This window comes from Thermosynechococcus sp. PKX82 (genome assembly GCF_031583255.1).
Lineage (GTDB): Bacteria > Cyanobacteriota > Cyanobacteriia > Thermosynechococcales > Thermosynechococcaceae > Thermosynechococcus.
In genome coordinates this window covers 2346121-2371318 of sequence record NZ_CP134169.1, presented here as the reverse complement: position 1 = coordinate 2371318, position 25198 = coordinate 2346121, and the positions used below count along the sequence as shown (strand labels likewise).

The following is a 25198-nucleotide window of genomic DNA, read 5'->3' as shown; positions in this document are numbered from 1 at the left end:
TGGATAATATCTCATTCTTTGTTGGAATAGCTATATCGCTCTTTGTAATATGTCACTCTCTTTCAAAATGGCCATACAAAATTTGCCCTTCGTTACGGATGTTTTCCTGTAGCGCTTGGTCAGAAATGTACTCCAGCTTGAGTAAGTCCACCATATAGGGAATGTTTAGCTCGGCCAGTTCACGCCGCAGGCGTAGATATTCGTCAAAGTCCATGTCAGGGGCAGCGATCGCCAGATCAATATCAGACCCCCGCTGTGCATCCCCCCTTGCCCGCGACCCAAAGAGCACAACTTTTCTTACCGTTGGATAGCGGCGAATCACGGCCAGAATTATTTCAAGGGTTTGCTCCTGCATCCTCAACTTCTAACTCCTGAAAAATCCGCAGCAGTTCCGCAAAATGCGGATAAAACTCCGTCGTGATTCTGCTCAAAACAAGTTCTGCCAAGTCCTCCTCATAGGTGTGGCTGGTCAAGTTTCTCGTTTCCAGCATGTCTAGCCATCGCTCTCCCTGATCAATTAACCCGTATTTAACCGCCCCACGAATGGCATCCCGTGAACCACGAATCTCAAGAATTCCTTGATAAAGCAGATAGTCCCTGAGCAGGTTCCACGCCAGTTCAAACGTGTACTCAAATCCTTGAATCACTCCCTGCTTTTCTATATTGCTCAAGGGGCGAGTACGGCACAGTTCCACCCCTTCCTGAAGCCTCTGAAACGCTTTTTTATAACTCTTGAGTCGCCACTGCCAGCGTTCCATGATCTATCCTTCACTGAGGGGGTGATCACTTCTTGTTGACAACCCCTGTTGCAATGTGAGCATCACCTTTTTCATATCCCCTTGTAAAAGGGCCGGCAAGTTCAGCCAGAGGCCGGCAAATTCCTGACTACGCAGCACTCCCTCGCGATCGGGCTGTTGTTGAACATAGCTCCCCTGCTCTAGGTAGTACCAGTAGAAGGCCTGTTCTGAGACCACCCACACCAGATATTCCTTGACGCCAAAACGGCAATAGAGGTCTTTCTTGTCGTGGAGATCGTAGGCGGCACTGCTAGAGGCAATTTCAATCACTAACTCCGGTGCCCCTTCGATGTAGTCATCGGCACTAATGCGTGATTGTCCCCCCGCCGATTCTTCGAGGCGCAATAGCACATCAGGTTGCACTTCATTGCTGTCATCCAGCCGTACAGTAGCATTGTCACACACCATCAAACTGGGCATCAGTGTCGCATAGGTACCCAGCCACACAACCATGTGTCCGTGAGGTTGAGCGTGCTTTCTTACTCTAATTGGGGAGGCCACAAACACGACTCCATTGATGAGTTCCGCTTTTTTGATGTGGGGAGAGTGCTCATAGCGGTATTCAAATTCCTCGCGGGTCAGGCGATCGCCACTTTCAAGGGGGATGCTATTAACTAATTGAGTCATTCCGTAGCCTCAACGCTAGATTGATTGTGATTGCCGCTTTAAGGCTTCAGCAAACCGTTGGCATTCAGGGGAAGCTAGCCCCTGTTGCAATGTGAGCATCACCTTTTTCATATCCCCTTGTAAAAGGGCAGGCAAATTCAACCAGAGACCGGTAAACTCTTGACTGCGAAGCACTCCTTCGCGATCGGGCTGTTGCTGAACGTAGCTCCCCTGCTCGCGGTGATACCAGTAGAAGGCCTGTTCTGAGACCACCCACACCAGATATTCCTTGACGCCAAAACGGCAATAGAGGTCTTTTTTGTCGTGGAGATCGTAGGCGGCACTGCTAGAGGCAATTTCAATCACTAACTCCGGTGCCCCTTCGATGTAGTCATCAGCACTAATGCGCGACTGACCTCCCGCCGATGCCTCAAGGCGCAATAGCACATCGGGTTGGACTTCATTTTGGTTATCAAGCCGGACTGTGGCGTTATCGCAAACCATGAAGCCGCTAAATTCAATGCTGTAGTGAAAGAGCCAGCCAAGGATGTTGCTATGGGGTTGAGCGTGGTTTCTAACCCGAATTGGTGAGGCCACAAACACCACTCCGTTAATCAGTTCAGCCTTCTTAATGTGGGGAGAGTGCTCATAGCGGTATTCAAATTCCTCGCGGGTCAGGCGATCGCCACTTTCAAGGGTGAGGAGAGGAGCCGTCATTTTTCGCAACCGTCCGTGATAGCAGCCAGCACCTTTATTCTAGGCGTCAGCGAAATGGTGAATGGTACATGCGCATCAACTAAGCAGGAGGTAATCCCAGTACCTCACTGGTGCCCGCAACAACGGTGCCAATTGGCCAACTCTCAACCCCCCACTCGGCAAAGCAGGCCTGCGCCGCTGCAACCGCTGACGGCGGTAAAACCACGGTGTACCCAATCCCCATATTGAAAGTGTTGAAAAGTTCGCCCAAACTGACCCCTCCCATTTCCCCTAGCCAGTGGAAGAGTGGCGGAATTGGCCAAGCCTGAGGATCCAGTTGTGCGGATTGCCCTTGACCCAAGCAGCGGGGCAAATTTTCCGGCAGACCACCGCCGGTGATGTGAGCCATGCCGTGGATGGGAATCCCTTGCGCCAAAGCAGCACGAATGGGTTGGACATAGAGGCGCGTCGGTTCTAAGCACAGCTCGCCAAGGGGGGTGGAGCCAAGGGGGGTATCCTGCCAACTGAGCTGGCGATCGCTAACAATTTTACGCACCAAACTAAAGCCATTGCTGTGCAGCCCAGAACTGGCCAATCCCAAGACCACATCCCCCACCTGCACCTGGGTGCCATCCAGCACCTGATCCTGCTCAACGACACCAACACAGAACCCCGCAAGGTCATAGACCCCTTCGGCATAGAATCCCGGCATTTCCGCTGTCTCCCCCCCCAAGAGGGCACAACCCGCCGCTTCACACCCTTGGGCAATACCCGCCACTACAGCGGTCATCATCTCTGGCGCCAGACGACCACAGGCAATGTAGTCCAAGAAAAAGAGCGGCTCAGCACCACAGGTGAGGACATCATTGACGCACATGGCCACCAGATCAATGCCAACCGTATCGTGGCGATCGAGGGCTTGAGCCAGTTTTAGCTTCGTGCCCACTCCATCAGTTCCCGACACCAAAAGGGGTTGACGATAGCCCTTGGGAATTTGACATAGCCCAGCAAAGCCTCCCAGTCGTCCCACTACTTCCGGTCGTTGGGTGCGTTGCACCAAGGGGCGAATCTGCTCGACAAAGGCACGGCCAGCGGCCACATCTACACCGGCACTGCGGTAGTCCATCAATGCTGCTCCTGTAGTTGGGGGTAGTGAGCCTTGAGATACTCTAGGAGGCCTTCACAGGCATCGGTGAGCAGATCCAACACCTTCTCAAACCCCTGACGGCCACCGTAGTAGGGGTCGGGCACTTCCCTCGCGTCGTGGTGACGGCAAAAATCACACATTAACCGCACTTTATCGCGGTATTTCCCTTCGGGGTCAAGGCGCAAGATATCATAGTAGTTTTCCCGATCCATCGCCAAAATCAGATCAAATTCCTCAAAGTCGGCGGCATGAAATTGGCGTGCTCGATGGGTCAAGTGCAGTCCCCGTTGCCGTGCCGTCATTACCATGCGGGCATCCGGTGGATCGCCAACGTGAAAGTTGCTGGTGCCGGCAGAGTCACACTGAATCTCATACTCTAAACCTGCCTTTTTGATCAGATCTTGCATGATCCCTTCGGCGGCAGGGGAGCGACAGATATTACCAAGACAAACAAAAAGAAGACGGATGGGCATAGGACATTTCCTAGGGGGCGGGAATCAACGTACGGATGAGATCAGCGACCTGCTGACTGCTGTTGGGCATGGCCAATTGGCGGGCATTCTCGGCCATGGCTTGTAATTTTTGCGGCTGCCCTAGCCATTCTAAAATGATCTGCCCGAGGCGATCGCCCGTCAATGCCGACTGCGGGATCATTTCAGCAGCGCCGGCACTCACCAGCACTTCAGCATTCACCGTTTGGTGATCTTCAGCCGCATAGGGATAGGGAATCAACAGCGCTGGGGTTCCTGTGAGGGTTAGTTCCGCCAAGGCACTGGCGCCAGCTCGACTAATGACGATATCCGCGCGGTGCAGCAGGGATCCCATGGGTTCAAAGAAGGGAAAGACGAGATAGTGGGGATGCTGAACACTTTGGGCATCGGGATCATTGTTGCCCGTGAGATGCACCACCCAAGCCCCCGCCTCGAGCCAGCGGTGAACCGTTTCCCGTACAAGGCGATTGATGGCCACTGCCCCTTGACTCCCCCCCATCACTAGAATCAGGGGTACCTCCTTGGGAATCGGCAACTCCAAGTCGCCGGGATGGAGAATATCGGGACGCACCGGGGTGCCCGTGACCCGTAGGTTCAGCCGTTTGGATTTGAGGTAGGCTAAACTCGCGGGGGTACCCAAGGCAACCAGCGTACACCAAGGCGCCAGCCAGCGGGTGACTTTGCCTGGTAGGGCGTTGGATTCATGGAGCAGGGCGACACGCCCCAAACTGCGAGCCGCTAAAATAGCTGGCGCTGCAATGTAGCCACCGGTGGTAAACACCCCTTGGAAGTGTCCCTGTTTTAACAACTGGCGCGTTTGCCAAAAAGCTCCCCAAAATTGCCAGAGGGGGCGCAGCCTTGCCCAAGGGGTCTTGCCTTGGACACCAGCGAAGTTGATCGTATGCAGGGGGTAATGGGGCGGAATTAATTTCTGTTCAAGGCGATCGCGCACCCCCAACCAATGGATGTTATATTCAGGTAACTCTTCTGCTACTGCTAGTGCGGGAAAGAGATGCCCGCCAGTACCACTCGCTGCAATCAGTAGTTTCCTTGGCCCAAGCATTAAACATTCCAGCCCAATGTGGTCATGAGCTTATCGACAAAGTTGGTATAGACAATACCGCTGCGAAACTCTGGCGTGTCCATCACCTGCTGATGAAAGGGAATGGTGGTCGGCACCCCCATAATCGCACATTCTCTTAGGGCACGCTTCATGCGGGCAATGGCAGCGGGGCGATCGCTCCCCCACACCACCAATTTACCGATCAGCGAATCATAGTAGGGGGGGATTTCATAGTCGGTATAAACATGGGAGTCCATGCGCACCCCAGGGCCACCGGGGGGCAAGTAACCACTAATACGACCGGGATGGGGACGGAAATTGCGCTCCGGATCCTCGGCATTGATGCGGCATTCAATGGCATGTCCCCGCAACAGCACCTGTTCTTGGGTCAAGCTGAGGGGTTCCCCTTGGGCAATGCGAATTTGCTCCGCAATCAGATCCAGCCCCGTAATCATTTCTGTGACGGTGTGCTCCACCTGAATGCGAGTATTCATTTCCATGAAGTAAAAGTTGTCTTGGCCGTCGAGGAGAAATTCAATGGTGCCAGCGCCCACATAGTTAATCGCCTTAGCCGCAGTCACGGCGGCAGCCCCCATCTTGGCACGCAGTTCGGGGGTGAGGGCAGGGCTAGGCGCTTCCTCAAGGAGCTTTTGATGACGCCGCTGTACAGAGCAATCGCGCTCCCCAAGGTGAATGACATTGCCATAGCTATCCGCCAGAATCTGGAACTCAATGTGGCGGGGATTTTCAATAAATCGCTCCAGATAGACGCCGGCATTGCCAAAGGCGGCTTCCGCTTCCCCTTGGGCGGCACTGAGGGCTCGTCCTAAATCTTCAGCAGAGCGCACCAAGCGCATCCCCCGGCCACCCCCCCCAGCCGTGGCTTTAATCATCAGGGGATAGCCAATTTTGCGGGCGATCGCCCGAGCAGTTTCCTCATCCTGCACCAGTCCATCACTGCCGGGAATTGTCGGCACCCCCACCTGTTGCATCGTCGCTTTGGCGGTGGATTTATCCCCCATGGCACGCATGGCAGCGGGACTCGGCCCAATAAAGGTAATTTTGTGGTCGGCGCAGATCTCGGCAAAGCGGGCATTTTCCGCCAAAAAGCCATAGCCTGGGTGAATCGCCGAGACATGGCGGGTGAGGGCAGCAGCAATAATGTTGGGAATATTGAGATAGCTGCGGCTACTGGGGGCTTCGCCAATGCACACCGCCTCATCGGCCAATTGCACATGCAGGGCATGGCGATCTACGGTGGAATAGACGGCAACCGTTGCAATGCCCAATTCCTCACAGGTACGCAGAATCCGCAGTGCAATTTCGCCACGATTGGCAATCAAAATTTTCGTAAAGGCCATGGCGGTCAACGGTAGGGGAAGCGATCCCTAATGCTACCATGCCAGCTCAACGCTTCCGAAAAGGCGACGGCAATTGCATTGGTGCCACTGGCAAAAACAAGTTAGGATCAGCAGGGTTTTATTTGGGAGCGCACTATGGCTGCTGTGTCACCCACGATGGCCTTGACCGTTACGAAAACCAGCAATTGGACAATCGAAGACAGCGAGCAGCTCTACCGCATTCAGGGCTGGGGCGAACCCTACTTTGGGATTAATGCTGCGGGTCATGTCACCGTCTCTCCCAAGGGCGATCGCGGTGGGTCATTGGATCTCTATGAATTGGTGCAGGCGCTCCAACAGCGCAACATTGGCCTCCCCCTGCTACTGCGGTTTTCCGATATCCTTGAGGATCGCATTGAGCGACTGAATGCCTGCTTTGCCCGCGCCATTGCTCGCTATGGCTATCAGGGAGCCTACAAGGGGGTCTTTCCCGTTAAGTGCAATCAACAACGCCACATCATTGAAGCCCTCGTGCGCTTTGGCCAGTCCCATCAGTTTGGCCTAGAGGCAGGATCAAAACCGGAATTGCTGATTGCCTTGGCCATGCTCAATACACCGGGGGCACTGCTGATTTGCAATGGCTACAAAGATCGCAGCTACATTGAAACGGCGATTCTCGCCCGTCGCCTTGGCCACACCCCGATCATTGTCCTTGAGCAGCCCGAAGAAGTCGCGGAAGTGATTGCTGTCAGTCAGGCTTTGGGCATTGAACCCATTGTGGGGGTACGGGCAAAACTGAGCACCCAGGGGGTAGGGCGTTGGGGCACTTCTGCGGGCGATCGCGCCAAGTTTGGTCTGACGGTGCCAGAGATTTTAACGGCAGTCGAACAACTGCGAGAAGCAGGAATGCTCAATTCCCTGCAACTGTTGCACTTTCACATTGGCTCGCAAATTTCTGCCATTAGCGTCATTAAGGATGCGATTCGTGAGGCGGGGCAAATTTATGGCGAGCTGGTGCGCCTCGGTGCCAATATGCAATACCTCGATGTGGGCGGCGGCTTGGGGGTGGACTACGACGGCTCCAAAACCAATTTCCATGCCTCGAAAAACTACAGCATGCAAAACTACGCCAGTGATGTCGTGGCCGGCATTAAGGACGCCTGTCGGCAGCGGGGCATTCCCGATCCCATTCTCATCAGTGAGAGTGGCCGCGCCATTGCCTCCCATCAATCGGTATTGATTTTCAATGTCTTGGGGGTCAGTGAAGTGCCCAAAATTACCCCCGAACCGGCCACGGAGGACGAGCACCTGATTATCCGCAACCTCTACGACACCTACCAAACGATTGATGAGAACAACTACCAAGAGGCCTACAACGACGCCCTGCAATTCAAGGGGGAGGCCATCAGTCTCTTTAACTTTGGCTACTTGAGTTTGCCAGAGCGGGCACGGGCAGAAAGTCTCTTTTGGGCCTGTTGTGCCAAAATCCTCGGCATTGCTCGCCAGCAGGAATATGTGCCCGACGATCTCGAAGATCTTGAGAAAATCATGGCTTCGATTTACTACATCAATCTGTCGGTGTTTCAGTCGGTGCCTGATAGCTGGGCGATCGATCAACTGTTTCCAATCATGCCAATCCACCGCCTCGATGAAGAACCCACAGAACGGGGCATCCTTGCAGATCTGACCTGCGACAGCGACGGCAAAATTGACCAATTTATTGACCTGCGGGATGTGAAATCGGTCTTGGAACTGCATCCCTTTCGCCCAAGGGAACCCTACTACCTTGGTCTCTTTCTCAACGGTGCCTATCAGGAAATCATGGGCAATCTCCACAATCTTTTTGGGGATACGAATGCCGTCCATATCCGTCTAACTCCCAAGGGTTATGAAATTGAGCACCTGGTGCGGGGCGATACAATGCAAGAAGTCCTCGGTTATGTGCAGTACCAAGGAGATGCCCTGTTAGAAAAAATTCGCCGTCGCACTGAGGCAGCGCTGGCAGAACAGCAAATTACATTGGCAGAAGCGCAGCACCTGCTAGAAAACTATGAGCGGAGTTTGCGCAGCTATACGTATCTATCCTCTTAGGGAAAGCGATGCTGGGAACATTTCAGTCAAGCCATTTGCGCATTGAGGTGCCGGCCACCGCAGACCAACTGCGGGAGTATTTGACGCAGCCAGCACAGTTACGGCAGTGGTTGTGGCCCCTACAGGTTCAGACGACGGGCGATCGCCTGCAAGTGGGGGATACCTTCACCAGTGAATTCCTGTGGTTAAAACTGGAACATCGCGTGGAACTACTCACAGCAGAGCGACTGGTATTGGTGCTGCGGCAGGCCATTGAGGGCTGGCAAGAATGGTCGTGGGGAGAGGGCTGGGTACAGTCCTGTATTGAGGGGGTAACACCGCTGCCTCTAGAGTTGGGGCAGACTTTCCTCCTATGGCGGTTGAAATCAGTGCTGAGTGAAACGGTAGCAAGCTGAGGGTCGAAGAACGTTGAAGCGATCGCGCCAATTGGGATGGATCTTATTCTTGAGTGCCCTGCTTCTCAGCAGTTGTGAGGGCAGTGGGCTACAAAGTTGGTTTGCTGCTGACCCCAATGCTGATCAATGGGCAGGGAAGGCACCCACGCCAGAACCGACGACAACGCTACCAGAGAATTTACGGTTTCCTAATGCGATGCTTGTAGCCAATCAGCCCCAAGCGGGGTCACCCCAGACGACGGAAACCCGCTGGCAAGCACCCGCGCCGGCGATCGCCATCCAGCAATTCTATAGCCAACAATTTCAACAGTCGGGCTGGCAACTGGTGGAGCAACAGGTAGCCGACAATACGATCACCCTCAAGGGGCGCAGTGCTGAACTGGAAGTGAGCGTCACCATCAACACGGTGCCAGAAAATAACCTGACAACCTTCACCGTGGCCTACACAGCCGTCAATAGCACCACGGCCACACCGTCTCCCCAGCCCACCCATTCCTCCCCCCAAACGTTCGCTGATCTAGAGGACGCCCCTGCCCCCCTACAGCCGGCCATTCGTGACTTGGCAGAACTGGGGGTTCTCAGCACCACGGGCGATCGCCTGCAACCCAATACCCCCATCAGTCGTGCTCAGTTTGTGCGTTGGTTGGTGACCACCTACAACCGCTTTTATGCCGATCGCCCCGCACGCCAAATCCGCTTGGGCAGCCGCAACGACACACCCATTTTCCAAGATGTGCTTCGTGATCATCCCGACTTTCCCTATATTCAGGGACTGGCGATGGCAGGATTTTTGCCCAGCCCCCTCACCGGCGATACTAGTACCCTCTTTCGCCCCAATGCTCCCCTTACTCGCGAAACGCTGTTGCAGTGGAAAGTGCCCCTCGATCAACAGGGGCGGCTCAGTCCCAGCACGATTGACCGCATTCAGCAAACATGGGGCTTCAAGGACAGTCAACGGATTGCTCCGCCCGCCATCAATGCCGTGGCCGCTGACTATCTCGCGGGGGATCTCTCAAACATTCGCCGCGTTTGGGGAGAAACCCTCTTGCTCCAGCCCCAAAAACCCGTCACCCGCGCCGAAGCCGCAGCAGCCCTGTGGTATATCGGCAACGGGACCGAGGGACTCTCAGCAGCGATGGTGAAGCAAGCACCGCCCTCTGCCTCCTAGAACCTTGCTAGATTAGAAATCCGAGTCAATTGTTACGATTTGCGGAACTGATTGCTGCCTATGCCTTGGCCCTTATCCCGTGGTTACCATCGTCAAATTGCCCGCCTCGAAATTACGGGGGCGATCGCTGGGGGTACTCGCCGTCGTGTCCTCAAAGCCCTGAAAACCATTGAAGAACGGAGCTATCCGGCACTACTGGTGCGCATTGACAGTCCCGGCGGAACCGTGGGGGATTCCCAAGAAATCTATGCGGCCCTCAAGCGTTTGCAGTCGAAAATGAAAATCGTTGCCAGTTTTGGCAATATCTCTGCCTCTGGCGGGGTCTATATCGGTATGGGGGCACAGCACATCATGGCCAACCCCGGCACCATTACAGGCAGTATTGGCGTCATCCTGCGGGGCAACAATTTGCAACGGCTCCTCGACAAGGTGGGGGTCTCATTCAAAGTGATCAAGTCTGGCCCCTACAAAGACATTCTTGCTTTCGATCGCGACCTCACTGAGGAAGAAATCCGCATTCTCCAAGACCTCATTGACACCAGCTATCACCAATTTGTCCAAACCGTGGCCGAAGGCCGTAACCTCGATGTGGAAACGGTACGCAGTTTTGCCGATGGCCGTGTCTTTACCGGTGAACAGGCCCTTGCTCTCGGACTGGTGGATCGCTTGGGAACCGAGGAGGATGCCCGTCGCTGGCTGGCGGAATTGGCAGGACTTGACCCCGACAAAACCAAGGTGCAAACCATTGAAGAACCCAAGTCGCCCTTGGCTCGGCTGTTTCCGCGTCAGCAGGAACGATTCCCCTTTCCGTGGCAAGCGGGTCTCGACTGGTTGGAATTTGAAATGGCCACCAATGGACTTCCCCTATGGCTCTATCGCCCCTAAGCTGGATACAGTACCCTTGCGGATATCTTGATGGAGGAGCACACTGTGGGCTGGCGCGTCCGAGCAATTCGTGGAGCAACTACCGCCACTGAAAATTCAATTCCAGCAATCCGTGAGGCGGTTTTGGAACTCCTCGGCGAGATTGAGCGGCGCAATGCCCTCGATTTCTCGGAAGTGATTAGTGTGACCTTCTCTGTGACCCGTGACCTCGATCAAATCTTTCCGGCAGCGATCGCCCGGGAATGTCCCCATTGGCGCAACATTCCTCTCCTCGATGTTCAACAAATGCATGTGGAGGGAGGCTTACCCCGCTGTATCCGCTGCTTGATTTACTTCAACACCCCCAACCCCGATCAACCGATTTACCATGCCTACCTGCGCCATGCCCAGAGCCTCCGTCCCGATCTGGCAATGCACGGCGACTACCATCCCCTCCATCTGTCCTCTCATTCCCTAGGTTAACTATGACCGCTCTTGTCCGTGACTACATGACCCCCAACCCCTTTACCATTCGTGCCGATGCCCCGATTTCTGAGGCAGTTCGCCTGATGGAAGAAAAACAGGTGCGCGGCCTCCCCGTGGTGGATGATAAAGGCAAATTGGTGGGCTTGGTGTCTGAAGCTGACCTGATCGTGCGCGAAGCGCCTCTCGAGCCACCGTTGTACATTACGTTCCTCGGCAGCATCATTTACTTTGAGTCTCCAGAATCCTTTCATCAACACCTCAAGAAAACCCTTGGCCAACAGGTGCAGGATGTGATGACCCCTAACCCCCACACCATTGGGGTGGATGCCCCCATTGCCGAAGCGGCTCGCCTCATGGTGAATCACCACATTAGTCGCCTGCCGGTCTTGAATGCCCAAGGAGAATTGATCGGCATTATTAGCCGTCATGATCTGTTGCGCGCCCTGCATACCCAAGAAACTTCTGCGTGACGTTTGTCAAATTGGCCTGACACTAACTTTCAAGATTGGTGACTTCCCATAGAATAACCACAGGTTCGCTCGCGATCGCCTGAGGGTTCTTTGATCATGACCGCTTCCCTTGATTTGATTTGGCAGCAGGCACGGCAGGGTCAAGCAGAGGCCATTGCCCATTTGATGAACCGCACGCTTCAGGCCAAGGGAGTGCGTGCCCTCGTTCGGCGACGGGGTGACTGTTTACAAATTATGTTTGAAGCGGCGCGATCGCTCCCTCCCCAAGTCTGCGTTCAGTTTGTTTGCCGAGGCCTCAAGCAATTGGCGCCCCAAGGCGTTCTACGTGTACGGCTCCATGCTCGGCTCCTTGGCGAAGAATGGCCAGAATGGACACAGACCGTTGACTTACAGGAGACCTTACCAGCGGCGCCGTCTGTCCAGGCAAGCTCAAATCCAACAACACCTGCCACCACGCCATCCCATCAAGCGGTCAGTGCTTTTGCCCTCAGTTTACTGGCGATCGCGGGCACGAGTGCCGTTGCCCTTACCCTGCAAAATCAACTCAGTGTCGATGCCCCGCCGAGTGCGGAACCCAGTCCAGCCATTACAACCCCTGAACCCGACGTTCCCCTTGTGCCCCCCCCACCCGCCCCGAGCGATCGCCGGCTGCGGATTAAGGCCGTTGGCGATATTGTCCTTGGCACCAATTTTCCGAGTAACCGCTTGCCTGCGGATCCACAAAAGCTCTTTGCCCAAGTGAAACCCTATCTTCAGGGGGCAGATCTCCTCTTTGGCAATTATGAAAGTACCCTCACCGATCATCCCCATCCCTTCAAAAACACCAGTAGTGGTCGTAGTTTTGCCTTTCGCTCACCCCCCAGTTATGCACAGGTGTTGCGCCAAGCTGGTTTCAATGTCCTCAACATTGCCAACAACCACAGCTACGACTTTAATGAGCAGGGATTTCGCGATACGATTCGCCACATCAACGCCGCTGGCATGACCGCCATTGGTGATCTCAATCAAATTACCTACCTCGAAGTCAATGGCCTGAAAACCGCATTTATTGGCTTTGCCACCTACTACGGCCAAAATCGCATTCAAGACCTCAAGGCCGGTGCCGCTCTTGTACAGAAGGCCAAGCAAAACGGTGATATTGTGGTTGTTAGTTTCCATGGTGGCGCCGAAGGCAGCGATCAAATTCACACCCGCGATCGCACCGAGTACTTTTATGGCGAAGACCGCGGCAATGTGGTTCAGTTTGCCCGCACCATGATTGATAACGGTGCCGATTTAATCTTAGGTCATGGCCCCCATGTCCCCCGTGCCCTTGAATTGTATAAAGGCCGCCTCATTGCCTATTCCCTAGGGAACTTTGTCGGCTATCAGACCCTGAGCAGTCACGGCACCCTTGGCAAGTCCTTAATCCTAGATGTTGAACTCGACGGTTCTGGCCGCTTCCTTCAAGGTAAAGTCATTCCTGTACGCCTCGATGCCAAGGGGATTCCCCACATTGATCAAAACTTTGCCAGTGTGCAACTGATTCGCCGTTTAACCCAAGCCGACTTTCCCAACACTCCCTTGCAGATTGAACGCCTCGGTGAAATTGTCAGCACCGATTCCCAATCCTAGTCTTCCTCTGGTCGATGAGACAACTGTTGGTGCTCAATTTTGACCGGTAGAAACTTAGGAATTTGTGTAATAAGGGATTCGGCTATGGCATCGTTACACCCTTGATAAAGAGGCACTCTGCGAGGAGGCCCCGGCACATTAAGAGTGAAGTAAATCTTGAAATGATTCTGTTCCCAAGAACGGCCATGCCTGCCTTGTATCACTTCGACATATTTTTGGACAATCATTGCCTCTATATCGGGAAAGTCATATTCTCTGCGAAATTTGGTTTTCGGATTCTCCCATATAATCTTTCTTGTAGATCGATCAATGATTAATGTTTCCTTATATTTCAACGACTCTGACATACGAGGATAGTAGAATCGCTGATAAGAGACTGCTAAGAAGTTAACCGTCAAAGGAAAAGTCAAAATAGATATAATTGCACTCGGTAACTAATCACGGTTTCTATAGGTATACGTCTAGGTTTCTCGATTAGACTACAGGAATCTTGATAATCAGTCTTGTGCCGCTTTCATCGCACCACAATTTCCCCCACCCCATCCACCAACAGAGGAACCCCCATGATCCTCTAGGCTCCAAGAAGCGCAATATTTCCGTCGGTGACCACGTCGAACTATTTCCTCTTTGATTTCAATGTTACTCCCTGAGACGTATTCAACTAACATTTCATTTCGTTTATACAATCCCCAAAACCAATATTCTTTAACTCAGCACTGGGCAGTGGCGGTCATATCTTTCGTTTCAGTACGCTGACAACTCAACTGTCCTGAAAGGATGGGAGAAAAGTATAATTTTAAGAAAATGATTATCAAGCCAGCAAGCATCCATAAAAGAGCCATTTCATCAGCAACGGATGAACCTTCTAGCTTGATTTGAGATTCGTTTTTCTTTGCGATGTTCATTTTTAATAATTTATTAAATTTTGACAAAAATTCTCTATCTCATCCCTATCTAGCAGGGTAACAATTTCACCTTGGAGATGGCTTTTAGGTTTATAGACTAGTAAACAAAATTTAGTGGTTTTTCATTTTCAATTCCTATGAAAAGGGCTGTGCACTAACTTTCACAGCGTTGCGAGTGTGCGATACTTGTGGAAAGGGCTGTACTGCGATGCAAAGCTTCAACCAGTGAAAAAGCGAGTCACATTGACATTCCCTCGACGGACGATTCAAATGCCCGTCACCTATCGCCTAGCCAAGGACTTTAACATTGCTGCCAATATCATTCGCGCCCAAGTGGCACCTAACCAAGTGGGCAAACTGGTTCTAGAGTTGGCTGGGGACATTGATCAAATGGAGGCCGCCCTAGAATGGTTGCGGCAACAGAATATTGAGGTTTCCCTTGCCAGCCGTGAAATTGTGATTGATGAGCAGGCCTGTGTCCACTGTGGCCTCTGTACGGGGGTATGCCCCACTCAGGCGCTGACGCTGCATCCAGAGACGTTTCAACTCCAATTTACCCGCTCCCGTTGCATTGTCTGTGAGCAATGTGTGACCGCGTGTCCGATGGAGGCGATTCACACCAACTTTTAATTCAACTCCTCAACTCCTCCTCAAGGGTCACGTCTTGATAGATATCAGACAAGTGGCCTTGCCAAGCGATGCTCTTGAGTTCAACCGAATTTTGTGGCGGGGAATAGGCCTGCCAAACCCATAAGCCCGAGGTACTGCGACGAAAGGTCTCTAGCCGCTGCTGACGAGTATTGACCAGCACGTATTCCTCTAGCGTCTCAAGGCTTTGATAGTCAAGGAACTTATCGCCGCGATCAAAGGCCTCTGTTGAAGGAGAGAGCACCTCAATCACCAAGCAAGGAAAAGATTTATAGAGAGAGGTTTGCCGATCCCGTGGATCGCAGGTAACAAAAAGATCCGGATAGTAAAAGCAATTTCGCTGCTCCAGACGCACTTTCATATCTGAAATGTAGAGACGACAGCCCCGTTGGCGCACCGTTGGTCGTAGCAGAGTTGCCAAATTTAAGGCTAAGGTGACATGGGCATCGCTTGCCCCTGCCATTGCGTAGATCTGACCGTTGATGTATTCGTGCTTGACCCCACTTTGGGTTTCCCGTTGCAGATAGTCTTCAGGACTCAGTTGTGGCGAAGGTTGCGTGCTCATTGGCAGTCTAGAATAGCCAACGCTTATCTCGCTACTATTGATCCTAGGGTACGAAGAAAATTATGACCCAACAACACGGATATTGGGCACTGGCAACGCTGGCGGGGATGATGCTCCTGATTGCCCCGGCCAAGGGGGTGCCTGCGGTGGCACTGCCAGAAAGTTTTTATCGGGCGATCGCCAGCCAAGACTGGGCAACAGCGGTGCAAATTCTCGATCAGGTCATTCGTGCCCATCCCCAACAGGCGCCAGCCCTTACTAGCTATCGTCAAGAATTGGTGCGGCTGCAACAACTTCCCCGAACCCCTGCTCCGCCCATGGCAACAGTGATCACCCAGCCCAGTGGCATCGTACCGATTCTGCGGCGGCAGGGAGGAATTCCCGTTATCCCAGTGATGTTTAATCAACGGTTACGGTTTGAGATGCTAGTGGATTCAGGCGCCAGTATGACAGTGATTACGCGATCGATGGCACGCGCTTTAGGCATTACCCCCGCTCAAGTGGTGGATAATCGCCTGTTTCATACCGCGAATGGTCAAGTGGTGCTGCCAGTGGTCTATGTCCAATCCATCAGCGTCGGCGGTTTTCATCGGAAGCAAGTGCCCGTTGCTGTCGCTGGGCCTGAAATGACCATTGGCCTATTGGGGCAGGATTTTCTCCAGCACTTTGATGTCAGTTTGCGGCAAGATCATATTCAGTTGCAGCGTCGTCCTTAGGAAATGCCCATTCTCGCCCAAGCGGTCTTAGCCAGTCACAATGCCGGTAAAGTCAGAGAGTTTCAAGGCTGGTTACAGCCATGGATTGGGGAGTTGCTGCCCCTGCCAGCCACGCTTGAGATTGCTGAAACTGCGGATTCCTTTGTGGGCAACGCCTGTTTGAAGGCCACCACTGCCGCTCAGGAGCTGGGAACGTGGGCGATCGCTGATGATTCGGGGCTAGCTGTTCATGCCCTTGGGGGCGCACCAGGGATCTATTCGGCTCGCTACGGTGCGACGGATGCTGAGCGTATTGAGCGTCTATTACGGGAAATGGCCGGTGTCAGCGATCGCGCCGCTGAATTTATTTGTGTCATTGCCCTCGCGCGTCCCGATGGCACGATTGCCGTTACGACCGAAGGACGGTGTGCAGGCGAGATTTTAACGGCGCCCCGCGGTCGGGGGGGGTTTGGCTACGATCCTATCTTTTGGGTGCCCAGTCAGCAGCGTACCTTTGCCGAGATGAGTCCCACTGAAAAGCAACAGGTCAGTCATCGGGGTCAGGCATTGCAGCGGCTGCGGGAGTATTTGCAAACCTTTCATCCGTAGATTCACGGTTGTTGGCAGCAAGCTTTTTGTCCTACACTGACGCCAATAGTGTTCCTTAACCAACCTGTGGCTCCTATGCAAGAACGGGTCTAGCGTCGCAAAGTTGCATTCAGCAATGCCCTTCATAGAAAGAAGTTCATAGGGAATATAATGAAAGGAAGGGGGCACGTCCCTTAGGCCCAGTGGCAGTCTTCTTGCCGTGATTCAAAGCAAAAACTATGGGCGATCGCGAATTAATAGACCAATTTATTAAAGACTTGATTCAGAAAAATTCGCGAATGCTCTCGAATCGGCACCTGCGCGTCGAAACCACCTTTGATGAAGTTCAGTTGATTTCCTACAAAGATGGCATTGTTGCTCGGGTGAAAACAGATGCCCCCACCCTTGCCATTGAAGTACGAGATGCCTCCCCCTATCGGCCTCTGATTCAAGAGGTAATGGTAGATTATGAGATCTTCCAAGTCGGCGTGGCTCAAACCCCCGGATGTTTACGTTACGAACATCGCACCGTTCCCGAAGGCTATGTGATCCAATACACCGAAGCGGGAGTGCTGTGGAAAGACCGCTGGGCACGGGGTAAGCGACGCGGCGCTCTGACAGGGGGTAACTCCCTTGGGATGGATGCGATGATTCTCTATCGGGGCACTTGGTATCCCATTCAAAGCGTCAATGCGGCCAATGGCTTTGTTGCCATTCGTACCTTGGGCGGGGAAGCCACCTACAGTGCCTCTGACTTTCTGGTATGGCTAAAAAAAGAGGAAAAAGACACCGCCGAGAGTCCCAGTCAGATCAGTGCCTACAAACGGGGAGAACGCATGGGAGACATTGACAGCGCCCCCACCCAAATCCTTGAGGCTACGGAAATTATGGCTGCCAAGGCCAGTGGCACCCCATCAACGCCAATTGCCTCCCCTGCTGGCGAACCGGAGAAGGAAGAAGATCACGCCGTCATTTTGCCGTCAGCGCCACCAGTACCTGCAGTTGCAGCAACAGTTTCAACCCCCTCTGAGCCTGCACAACCGGTTGAAGCCACCCAAGACCATCCAGCGGCCAACTACGAGCACGCCGTCGGCTACCCCAACTATGACTACTTCCAAGGGTATCCAGCGGCCAACTACGAGCATTCCGTGGGTTATCCCCACCCCAACTACGACTATTCCCAAGGGTATCCAGCGGCCAACTACGAGCATTCTGTGGGCTATCCCCACCCCAACTATGACTATTCCCAAGGGTATCCAGCGGCCAACTACGAGCACTCCGTTGGCTATGCCCATCCCAGTTATGGTCAGCCCTACCCGCCCCAAACCTACCAGCACATTGATCCCAACATTCAGATGGCGCTGACGTATCTCCAATCCAGCTTGGCCTATCTGCTACAAGTGGAGCCAAAAAACGCCAATATCCATGCAGCTATTCGCGCTACCAGTATGGCGATTCAAAATCTCCTCACCCTTCTCAATGGTTAGCGGCTCTCGGCGAGGGGATGCAGGCGAAGGACACTTTGAATCATTGCCCAAGCGGTTTTAATCTCAGGCACACGAACTTCATCCCATTGGCCGGGTTGACAGTAAAGATAACGAATAAAGCGACGTTGCTTTGGCAAAGAAAAGGGAAGAAACTGCACACCAATCTCTAGAGCCGTGGCGTTTTTTCCTAACGCCACCATTCTTGACCACCGCAGTTGGATCGGTAAGCGCAAGTAGATCAAAGGGCTCGGCGCCAGAAAGTGCAGTTCGCCTCGGGGGTCATCTAACAACTCCGCCGGCAACCTATTGAGGCGTATTCGTGCCCCCTCCTCAGACAGGTCAACCGTTTGCCCGCCATAGCAGTTGTTCCCAACGATGAGTTCACAGGGTTCAGAACGCAGGAACCGCGGATGTCGTCGCTGCGGCACATCAATGGCCACTAGAGCACAAACCAAAATCAAGAGAAAGTTGTAGCTAGACCAGACCATGTTAATGGCCAAACTATCGGGATTGACCAGCGTCTCTTGCAAAGGCAAACTCCGCCAAATGAGACCAAACATCATCAGAGCGGCAATGATTAACAAGGGACGAATGACTGGCCAATTAACATTGATGCGATGGGGATCCACAATCCCCTTGGGCGTGACTTTGAAGGTTTTGCCCCTAGGACTGATCAGGGTGCGGATCACTGTGATAGCCATGGGAAAGACAATGATGGTTTCATAAACATCGGACCAAAAGGCGGAGCGGCGGCCTTCGGTGAGCCAAGAAAAGGCCATGATATTGCCCAAATAGTAAGGACAGTAAAAGTACACTACCTCGTTAATTGTGGCGCGCAGCGGCGCCAGCCCAAACAGTAAAAAGGCCAAGGGCGCCAGCAAAAAAATAACGCGGGGAATCGAGAGCAGCCAATAGAGCACGCCAAGGCTATGGTAAAAACGCTGCAGGAAGTTGAGGTTAGGAATGGTAAAAAAGTTGTCCTTGAGAAACAGTATTTGCAGGGTACCTTGTCCCCACCGCAATCGCTGGTTAATATAGGCGCTGATGGTTTCTGGTGACATTCCTGCTGAGAGGGCTTCATTCAGATACTTGATCTGATAACCACGCCCCTGCAAATAGAGCGAGGTGAGGTAATCTTCGGTGATACTGTCGGTGGGGATACCGCCAATTTCATCGAGGGCACGGCGGCGAATCACAAAACAGGTGCCACAACACACAACGGCGTTAAAGAAATCGCGGCTGGGCTGAATGAAGCGGAAAAACAGCGTCTGCTCGTTGTTGAGAATCCCCTCTAGCCCTAGATTCACAGTCACTGGATCCTCATTGAAAAAGTGTTGGGGGGTCTGTACCATTGCCGTTTTCGCATCTTGGAAAAAACCCACCGTGCGGGTGAGAAAGTTGCGACTCGGCACAAAGTCGGCATCAAAGACGGCAATCAACTCCCCCGTGAGTGTGGGCAGTGCATGGTTAATGTTGCCAGCTTTGGCATGGCGGTTGTCGGGGCGATCGCGATATTCACAGCCAAGTTCTGCTGCTAGGGCACGCACCGCCGGCCGTCGGGTATCGTCCAGCAAGTAGATGCGCTTGTGGGGATAGTCCATGGCTTGGCAGGCAATGACTGAACGCCGCAAAATGTCCACCCCTTCGTTGTAGGTGGGCAGAATCACATCCACCCAAGGCAAATACTCCCCCCGAATCACGGCTTGGCTTAGGCGATCGGCCTCAGGGCTGCGGTCTTTGGAAAAGATACACAGGGCAAAAAAGCAAATGGTATTTGTTAGGGTCAGTAGTTCAGCGATAAATAACAGAATCGAAATCGTGCCATTGAGGGGATCATCTAGGTTGAGGCTGTTAAAAAAACGCCAGAGGATATACCGCAGTGCCAACAGGGTCAGCCCCAAACCCACAATTAAACGCGACCAAAAATTGGGCTTGGGGGAAATCTCCTTCAGGAAGAACGTAATGGCAATCCAGACTAGTGTGGGCAATAGGAGTGCTTGAAGCGTCGTGCCGTCAGCCCGCAGCAGCGCTTTCCCCTCGTGCCAAAGACCGACTAAGTTGGGTAGAAAGTTTTGCCAATCCAGTTGACTCAGCAGGACGGCCAGAAATGCGCCACTGCCCAACAGTAAAAGCCACAGATCAGGGCTAATACGTCGCGATCGCGCAGGTGCCTGTGGTGTAGGCGGCCTCGATGGCTGAGAAACCCTAGGGGATAGGTTGTTAGTTTCAAGTAGCTTCATGGGAACACAGTCAGTTGGGATGAAGCTCTACATCCTGTACTCACTCAGAGTTGAACAACGCCACGACCTCAAAATTACGATCGGGTGAGCAACTCTTTAGATTTCAACTATTTTCAATGCTTTGATCAATGAATCTTGGATGTAGCAGTCGTGTTAATTGATTTGATGAATAACAATGCTTCTACATGCAAGACTAATTATCAGCAAAATTTCCGACTGCCTAGAATAATTGCAGCGAATTCGTAGGCTAACAAATATGGCCAGTTTGGCTTGGCAAGAATGGGACAGATGTAATTTTTCACCATGGTGCTAATCCATTTAGGGAACTTACCTCTAGTGTACCCAATGCTTTAGCAAAACTAAGCCTATACCGAAAAATTAAAGCAAAAATTCAACAATGGGCTAGCGACTTTCCGCAAGGGGATGCAGGCGAAAGACGCTTTGAATCATTGCCCAAGCGGTCTTAATTTCAGGCACACGAATTTCATCCCATTGTCCCGGTTGGCAGTAGAGGTAGGGGATGAGACGACGGTGCTCTGCCAAGGATAGATCCAGAAAGCGAATGCGCATTTCGACAGGGTTGCTGCTCGCCCCCTGCTGAAGTTGAATCAGGCGCTCCTGATCGTGCCAGCGCAGCTCTGCCGAGAGCCATAGATCTGCGAGTTCGCTAGGAGGCAAGAGGCGAAATTGGGCACTGTAGGTTCGTAATCCCTGCGGTGAAGCATGGTTTTCCTGACAAGTGTCACAGTGGCGGATTTGTAAGCGGGCGCCCTCTTCAGAAATATCCACAGTTTGCCCGACATAGCGATCGCCCCCAACAATGAGTTCGCAGGGTTCAGTCCGCAGGAAGCGGGTAAAACGGCGCTGCGGTACATCAATGGCCACCAGCATACACACCAACAAAAGTGACAAATTATAGATTGACCAGACCATGTTCACCGCCAAACTATCGGGATTGACATTCGTCTCTTGAAGGGAAGAGCTGCGCCAAATCAAGCCCCCAATCGTCAAAAGGGCAATCACCAGCAGGGGGCGAATGAGTGGCCAATTAACATTGATGCGGTGGGGATCCACAATCCCCTTGGGCGTTACCTTAAACGTTTTGCCCCGCGGATTGATGAGGGTGCGAATCACCGTGATGGCCATGGGAAAGGCAATAATTGTTTCATAGACATCCGACCAAAAAGCGGAGCGGCGACCCTCAGTCAGCCAAGAAAACGCCATGATATTCCCCAGATAGTAGGGAAAGTAAAAGTAAAGAATCTCGTTCACCGTTGCTCGCAAGGGAGCAATACCAAAGAGCAAAAAGGCCAACGGTGCCAAAAGAAAGATCACCCGCGGAATGGAAAGAAACCAGTAGATGATACTCAAGGAATGGGAGAGGCGCTGCGTTAACCGCAGATTAGGGGCAGTGAAAAAGTTGCCCCCCAAAAAGAGCATTTGCAGTGTGCCCTGCCCCCAGCGCAAGCGTTGGTTAATGTAGGCACTAATCGTCTCCGGCGACATCCCCGCCGCCAAGGCTTCATTGAGGTATTTGACGCGATAGCCAAGGCTTTGCAGCTTAATGGTTGTCATGTAGTCTTCGGTGATACTGTCTGTGGGAATGCCACCAATTTCATCGAGGGCACGGCGGCGAATCACAAAACAGGTGCCACAGCACACCACAGAGTCCCAGTAATCGCGGCTGGGCTGAATAAAGCGGAAAAACAGCGTCTGCTCGTTGTTGAGAATCCCCTCTAGCCCTAGATTCACAGTCACTGGATCCTCATTGAAAAAGTGTTGGGGGGTCTGTACCATTGCCGTTTTCGCATCCTGGAAAAAACCCACCGTGCGGGTGAGAAAGTTGCGACTCGGCACAAAGTCGGCATCAAAGACGGCAATCAACTCCCCCGTGAGTGTGGGCAGTGCATGGTTAATGTTGCCAGCTTTGGCATGGCGGTTGTCGGGGCGATCGCGATATTCACAGCCCAGTTCTGCAGCTAGGGCACGTACCGCCGGGCGACGGGTATCGTCCAGCAAGTAGATGCGCTTGTGGGGGTAGTCCATGGCTTGGCAGGCAATGACTGAACGCCGCAAAATATCCACCCCTTCGTTGTAGGTCGGTAAGATCACATCCACCCAAGGCAAATACTCACCGCGAATCACCGCTTGACTGAGGCGATCGGCTGCGGGTGTGCGGTCAATGGAGAAAATACAGTGAAAGAAAAAGGCCACACTATTGAAAACCGTCAGCAATTCTGCCAAAAAGAGAACGACGGAGATCGTGCCATTGAGGGGATCATCCAAGTTGAGGCTATTCAACAGGCGCCAGAGTTCATAGCGAATCCCCAATAGGGCAAGACCCACACTGACAATCAGCCGTGACCAGAAGGTCGGTTTAGGGGAGAGTTCCTTTAGGAGAAACGTGATTGCCAACCAGACAAACGCCGGCAGCAGTAAAGCCTCAAGTGTGGTTCCTTGGGGGCGCATGATGGCTTGTCCGCCCTGCCAAAAACCGACAAGATTCGGTAGTAAATCTCGCCAGTTCACTTGCCACAGCAGTACCCCTAGGAGGGCGAGAATGCCTAAGAGCAAGAGCCAGCCATCGGCTTGCAACGACTTGAGGCGCATGATTTAGCTTCTAAACACCACTTCGACACTTTGGCCCACACCACAGAAACGCTCAGCGGTTAAGTCCTCTGGTAGGTTGTAGAGTTGAACATCAACCGCCAGTTCATTGCGCACTAGATCGGGGGGGGGGCACAGCCACATTTTCACCCACTTCGACTTTACCTGGCCCGCCGCGAATGGCACGGACAATCCCCGTTAGCCGGCGATCGCTCCCATCCAATAAGCGCACTGTTGCTTCCTGACCCACCTGCAGGCGAGGATTATCCCGCTCCGCCACCAAGCCCGTTGCCCAAACATCGCTACAGTCGAGAATTTTAACGATCGGATCCCCTGCGGTCAGGGGAATACCCAAATCCCCTGTTTTGTGGATCACTGACCAAACCACTGCGGTCGTCGGTACTGTCACGGGGGCAAGGCGTTGCAGGGAGAGTTGCTGTTTGATATTGGCAATTTCACGGCGTAGCTCGGCAATCGTTGTGGCCACTGCCAAGCGTTCAACCTCAATATCGACCAGTTCAACTTGCAAATCAATCAAACGGATCTGGGGAAAACTAAAGGTGCGTGATGCATCGAGTTGCAGTCCTTGGCGAGCCGCTTGTAGGGCTGTTTGTTGGCGGCGCAGTTCGGCCTGTTTACTCTCAACAAATTTCGCTGCTTGCTTGGCACGGGAAACGGCTTCATCGGCGAGTTGGCGCGCCACAGCCCCTGTTTCCACTAAGCTGGTATAGCGATCGGCTTCAATGCGGGCAATGGCCAGAGCTTCTTGGGCTTGGCGCAGTTCCCCTAGGGTACGCTGCACTGCCTCTTGGGCAAAGCGAACTTCAAGGGTTTGCTGACTCTGCTGATAGCGATCGAGTTGAGAAATCAGAGCCATACGGCTGTTGCGTTTCTGTTGCAGTCCCTGCTGCTGGGAAAGGGCGACATTGAGTCGAGTTTCTAGATTTTGGCGATCGGTTTCCAGTTGGGGATTGCGATCGTTGCGGATGGTACCAATTTCCGTACCGGCATTCAGGCGTTCGCCAGGGCGCAAGTCTTTTAGGGTTAGGGTGCCGGGGATCGTGGCATAGAGGGTAATCACTGTGCCATTGAGGTAGCCGACACGACTGACCACATTGCGCTGTCGCCACCAGAGGAGATAGACCGCTAAGCCAATGAGCGTCACCCCCAAGCCAATCCGCACTATCCGAAAAATGCGGCGCCGTTTCTCAGTTTGTGGGGGTTTGGTGGCAACTGCACTGGAAGATGATGAGGTATTCATATTCGGTTTTTCCACTGCCACAGCTCAGCAACATACTCAACAGGAAACCCATGCTCCTTTGCCCCTTGGAGAATTGTCTCTAAATAGTCGGCTGAAGGCCACAGGGTTTCATCAATAAAATCCTCCCCTGCCACATAAGTCAGAGCTGTTATCGCCTGACCCGTGGACGTTATGACTCTAACAAATTCATGGCGGTAATGTCCCCACTTAACACCTTCGTAAAAATCTAAGCGTTCAATGTCTGCTTCTGTGCAGCGATAAATCACACCCCAAACAGAACGGTGAGGATCAGGGACAACATTTGCTTTGCCAGTGCCATCATTACTGCGTTTATTGAACACAAGGCGATAGCCCCGCAGTTCAGCAACTTCAGCAGTGGGGACGGTACCGATGCGACGTTTTTTTTGGGCGGTACAGAGGTTGCTGCCGTAGGCAAAGTACCAGATACAGCCGTTGTCTAAAATATGGGAATCATCAAGGGGGAGTGATTCGGTCATCAAGCAGTTGAGGAATAGAGTTGGCGGTAAACTTCCATGAGGGCGATCGCCACCGAAGCCGAGAGATTCAAACTGCGCACCGCCGGCTGCCACATGGGAATTTTCAAAAAGGCGTCACAGGTCGCTAAGACTTCGGCGGGGATGCCATCGGGTTCGCTGCCAAAGATCAGCCAATCACTCTCAGCAAAGCTAAAGTCCCAGTAAATCTGTTGGGCTGAAGGCTCAAAGGCAATCAGACGACCCCCGCTATGGGTAGTTTTGAGGAACGTCGGCCAGTCGGGGTGGCAGTGCAAGGTGACATAGGGCCAGTAATCAAGACCAGCTCGCTTGAGGTAGCGATCGCTGAGTTCAAAGCCCAAGGGTTCAATCAGATGCAGCGGTGTGTGGGTGGCAGCACAGGTGCGGGCAATATTGCCTGTATTCGGGGGAATTTGGGGATGGACAAGCACCACAGCAGGCATGGCGTTGAGTCAGTGG

General features: G+C 53.0%; 26 protein-coding genes. 11 read left to right on the top strand and 15 right to left on the bottom strand.

Going from position 1 to position 25198, the window contains the following annotated elements:
• Positions 1–52: 52 nt before the first annotated feature.
• From RHH53_RS11750 to accC, 8 genes are all read right to left on the bottom strand, one after another.
• Positions 53–355, bottom strand: coding sequence for a type VII toxin-antitoxin system MntA family adenylyltransferase antitoxin (locus RHH53_RS11750; protein WP_310438562.1), 303 nt, complete (start codon positions 353–355; stop codon positions 53–55).
• Complete coding sequence (locus tag RHH53_RS11745) at positions 336–758, bottom strand: nucleotidyltransferase substrate binding protein (RefSeq protein ID WP_310438561.1); 423 nt, start codon at positions 756–758, stop codon at positions 336–338. The genes RHH53_RS11750 and RHH53_RS11745 overlap by 20 nt, the downstream gene beginning before the upstream one ends.
• Before the next feature lie 3 nt (positions 759–761).
• Entirely contained in the window at positions 762–1424 is a 663-nt protein-coding gene (locus RHH53_RS11740) for a Uma2 family endonuclease (protein ID WP_310743824.1), read from the bottom strand.
• Between the two features lie 15 nt (positions 1425–1439).
• Positions 1440–2120: a Uma2 family endonuclease gene (locus tag RHH53_RS11735; RefSeq protein WP_310438559.1), complete on the bottom strand. Its 681-nt coding sequence runs from the start codon at positions 2118–2120 to the stop codon at positions 1440–1442.
• Between the two features lie 79 nt (positions 2121–2199).
• A complete protein-coding gene (purM, locus tag RHH53_RS11730) occupies positions 2200–3225 on the bottom strand; it encodes a phosphoribosylformylglycinamidine cyclo-ligase (RefSeq protein ID WP_302678362.1) in 1026 nt (341 codons plus the stop codon).
• Positions 3225–3719, bottom strand: coding sequence for a low molecular weight protein-tyrosine-phosphatase (locus tag RHH53_RS11725; protein ID WP_206200300.1), 495 nt, complete (start codon positions 3717–3719; stop codon positions 3225–3227). The genes purM and RHH53_RS11725 overlap by 1 nt, the downstream gene beginning before the upstream one ends.
• A 10-nt stretch (positions 3720–3729) precedes the next feature.
• On the bottom strand, positions 3730–4800 hold the full coding sequence (gene murG, locus RHH53_RS11720) for an undecaprenyldiphospho-muramoylpentapeptide beta-N-acetylglucosaminyltransferase (RefSeq protein ID WP_302678361.1): 1071 nt from the start codon (positions 4798–4800) through the stop codon (positions 3730–3732).
• On the bottom strand, positions 4800–6161 hold the full coding sequence (gene accC / locus RHH53_RS11715) for an acetyl-CoA carboxylase biotin carboxylase subunit (protein WP_206200298.1): 1362 nt from the start codon (positions 6159–6161) through the stop codon (positions 4800–4802). The genes murG and accC overlap by 1 nt, the downstream gene beginning before the upstream one ends.
• 156 nt (positions 6162–6317) lie before the next feature.
• Between accC and speA the strand changes: the two genes are divergently transcribed.
• The 7 genes from speA to RHH53_RS11680 all read left to right on the top strand — a co-directional run bounded on the left by speA (position 6318) and on the right by RHH53_RS11680 (position 13228).
• Positions 6318–8231: a biosynthetic arginine decarboxylase gene (gene speA / locus RHH53_RS11710; RefSeq protein WP_302679169.1), complete on the top strand. Its 1914-nt coding sequence runs from the start codon at positions 6318–6320 to the stop codon at positions 8229–8231.
• A gap of 8 nt (positions 8232–8239) precedes the next feature.
• Positions 8240–8626, top strand: a complete 387-nt coding sequence (locus RHH53_RS11705) for a hypothetical protein (RefSeq protein WP_302678360.1) — start codon at positions 8240–8242, stop codon at positions 8624–8626.
• A 49-nt stretch (positions 8627–8675) separates the two neighbouring features.
• Positions 8676–9794 (top strand): S-layer homology domain-containing protein, encoded by a 1119-nt coding sequence (locus RHH53_RS11700; RefSeq protein WP_302678359.1) that lies wholly within the window; start codon positions 8676–8678, stop codon positions 9792–9794.
• Between the two features lie 60 nt (positions 9795–9854).
• Positions 9855–10679, top strand: a complete 825-nt coding sequence (sppA, locus tag RHH53_RS11695) for a signal peptide peptidase SppA (RefSeq protein ID WP_206200295.1) — start codon at positions 9855–9857, stop codon at positions 10677–10679.
• A gap of 30 nt (positions 10680–10709) precedes the next feature.
• Positions 10710–11141 (top strand): chorismate mutase, encoded by a 432-nt coding sequence (gene aroH, locus RHH53_RS11690; protein WP_149819637.1) that lies wholly within the window; start codon positions 10710–10712, stop codon positions 11139–11141.
• Between the two features lie 2 nt (positions 11142–11143).
• Positions 11144–11614 (top strand): CBS domain-containing protein, encoded by a 471-nt coding sequence (locus RHH53_RS11685; protein WP_302678358.1) that lies wholly within the window; start codon positions 11144–11146, stop codon positions 11612–11614.
• Positions 11615–11710: 96 nt separating this feature from the next.
• Positions 11711–13228 carry a CapA family protein gene (locus RHH53_RS11680; protein WP_310453619.1) on the top strand — a complete coding sequence of 506 codons (1518 nt, stop codon included), beginning with the start codon at positions 11711–11713 and terminating at the stop codon, positions 13226–13228.
• Between the two features lie 710 nt (positions 13229–13938).
• On the opposite strand, the gene RHH53_RS11675 is transcribed toward RHH53_RS11680, so the two are convergent.
• Complete coding sequence (locus tag RHH53_RS11675; RefSeq protein ID WP_302678356.1) at positions 13939–14133, bottom strand: hypothetical protein; 195 nt, start codon at positions 14131–14133, stop codon at positions 13939–13941.
• Positions 14134–14358: 225 nt separating this feature from the next.
• On the opposite strand from RHH53_RS11675, the gene RHH53_RS11670 reads away from it, so the two are divergent.
• A complete protein-coding gene (locus RHH53_RS11670; RefSeq protein WP_206200291.1) occupies positions 14359–14763 on the top strand; it encodes an NIL domain-containing protein in 405 nt (134 codons plus the stop codon).
• Position 14764: 1 nt separating this feature from the next.
• On the opposite strand, the gene RHH53_RS11665 is transcribed toward RHH53_RS11670, so the two are convergent.
• Entirely contained in the window at positions 14765–15346 is a 582-nt protein-coding gene (locus tag RHH53_RS11665) for a Uma2 family endonuclease (RefSeq protein ID WP_206200290.1), read from the bottom strand.
• Positions 15347–15408: 62 nt separating this feature from the next.
• On the opposite strand from RHH53_RS11665, the gene RHH53_RS11660 reads away from it, so the two are divergent.
• The 3 genes from RHH53_RS11660 (at position 15409) to RHH53_RS11650 (ending at position 18116) form a co-directional block, all read left to right on the top strand.
• Entirely contained in the window at positions 15409–16062 is a 654-nt protein-coding gene (locus RHH53_RS11660) for a retropepsin-like aspartic protease (RefSeq protein ID WP_310453618.1), read from the top strand.
• A gap of 3 nt (positions 16063–16065) precedes the next feature.
• Positions 16066–16650: an RdgB/HAM1 family non-canonical purine NTP pyrophosphatase gene (rdgB, locus tag RHH53_RS11655; protein WP_310743823.1), complete on the top strand. Its 585-nt coding sequence runs from the start codon at positions 16066–16068 to the stop codon at positions 16648–16650.
• A 278-nt stretch (positions 16651–16928) separates the two neighbouring features.
• Entirely contained in the window at positions 16929–18116 is a 1188-nt protein-coding gene (locus RHH53_RS11650) for a hypothetical protein (protein WP_302678355.1), read from the top strand.
• Here the strand turns inward: RHH53_RS11650 and RHH53_RS11645 are convergent.
• The 5 genes from RHH53_RS11645 to RHH53_RS11625 form a co-directional block, all read right to left on the bottom strand.
• The gene (locus RHH53_RS11645) at positions 18113–20356 is read right to left on the bottom strand and encodes a glycosyltransferase family 2 protein (protein ID WP_310743822.1); all 2244 of its coding nucleotides are present in this window, start codon (positions 20354–20356) and stop codon (positions 18113–18115) included. The genes RHH53_RS11650 and RHH53_RS11645 overlap by 4 nt on opposite strands.
• Before the next feature lie 402 nt (positions 20357–20758).
• On the bottom strand, positions 20759–22966 hold the full coding sequence (locus RHH53_RS11640) for a glycosyltransferase (RefSeq protein ID WP_310743821.1): 2208 nt from the start codon (positions 22964–22966) through the stop codon (positions 20759–20761).
• Between the two features lie 103 nt (positions 22967–23069).
• The gene (locus RHH53_RS11635; protein ID WP_310743820.1) at positions 23070–24224 is read right to left on the bottom strand and encodes an HlyD family efflux transporter periplasmic adaptor subunit; all 1155 of its coding nucleotides are present in this window, start codon (positions 24222–24224) and stop codon (positions 23070–23072) included.
• On the bottom strand, positions 24221–24721 hold the full coding sequence (locus tag RHH53_RS11630) for a gamma-glutamylcyclotransferase family protein (protein WP_206200283.1): 501 nt from the start codon (positions 24719–24721) through the stop codon (positions 24221–24223). The genes RHH53_RS11635 and RHH53_RS11630 overlap by 4 nt, the downstream gene beginning before the upstream one ends.
• Complete coding sequence (locus RHH53_RS11625) at positions 24721–25182, bottom strand: tRNA (cytidine(34)-2'-O)-methyltransferase (RefSeq protein ID WP_149819613.1); 462 nt, start codon at positions 25180–25182, stop codon at positions 24721–24723. The genes RHH53_RS11630 and RHH53_RS11625 overlap by 1 nt, the downstream gene beginning before the upstream one ends.
• Positions 25183–25198 lie beyond the last annotated feature (16 nt).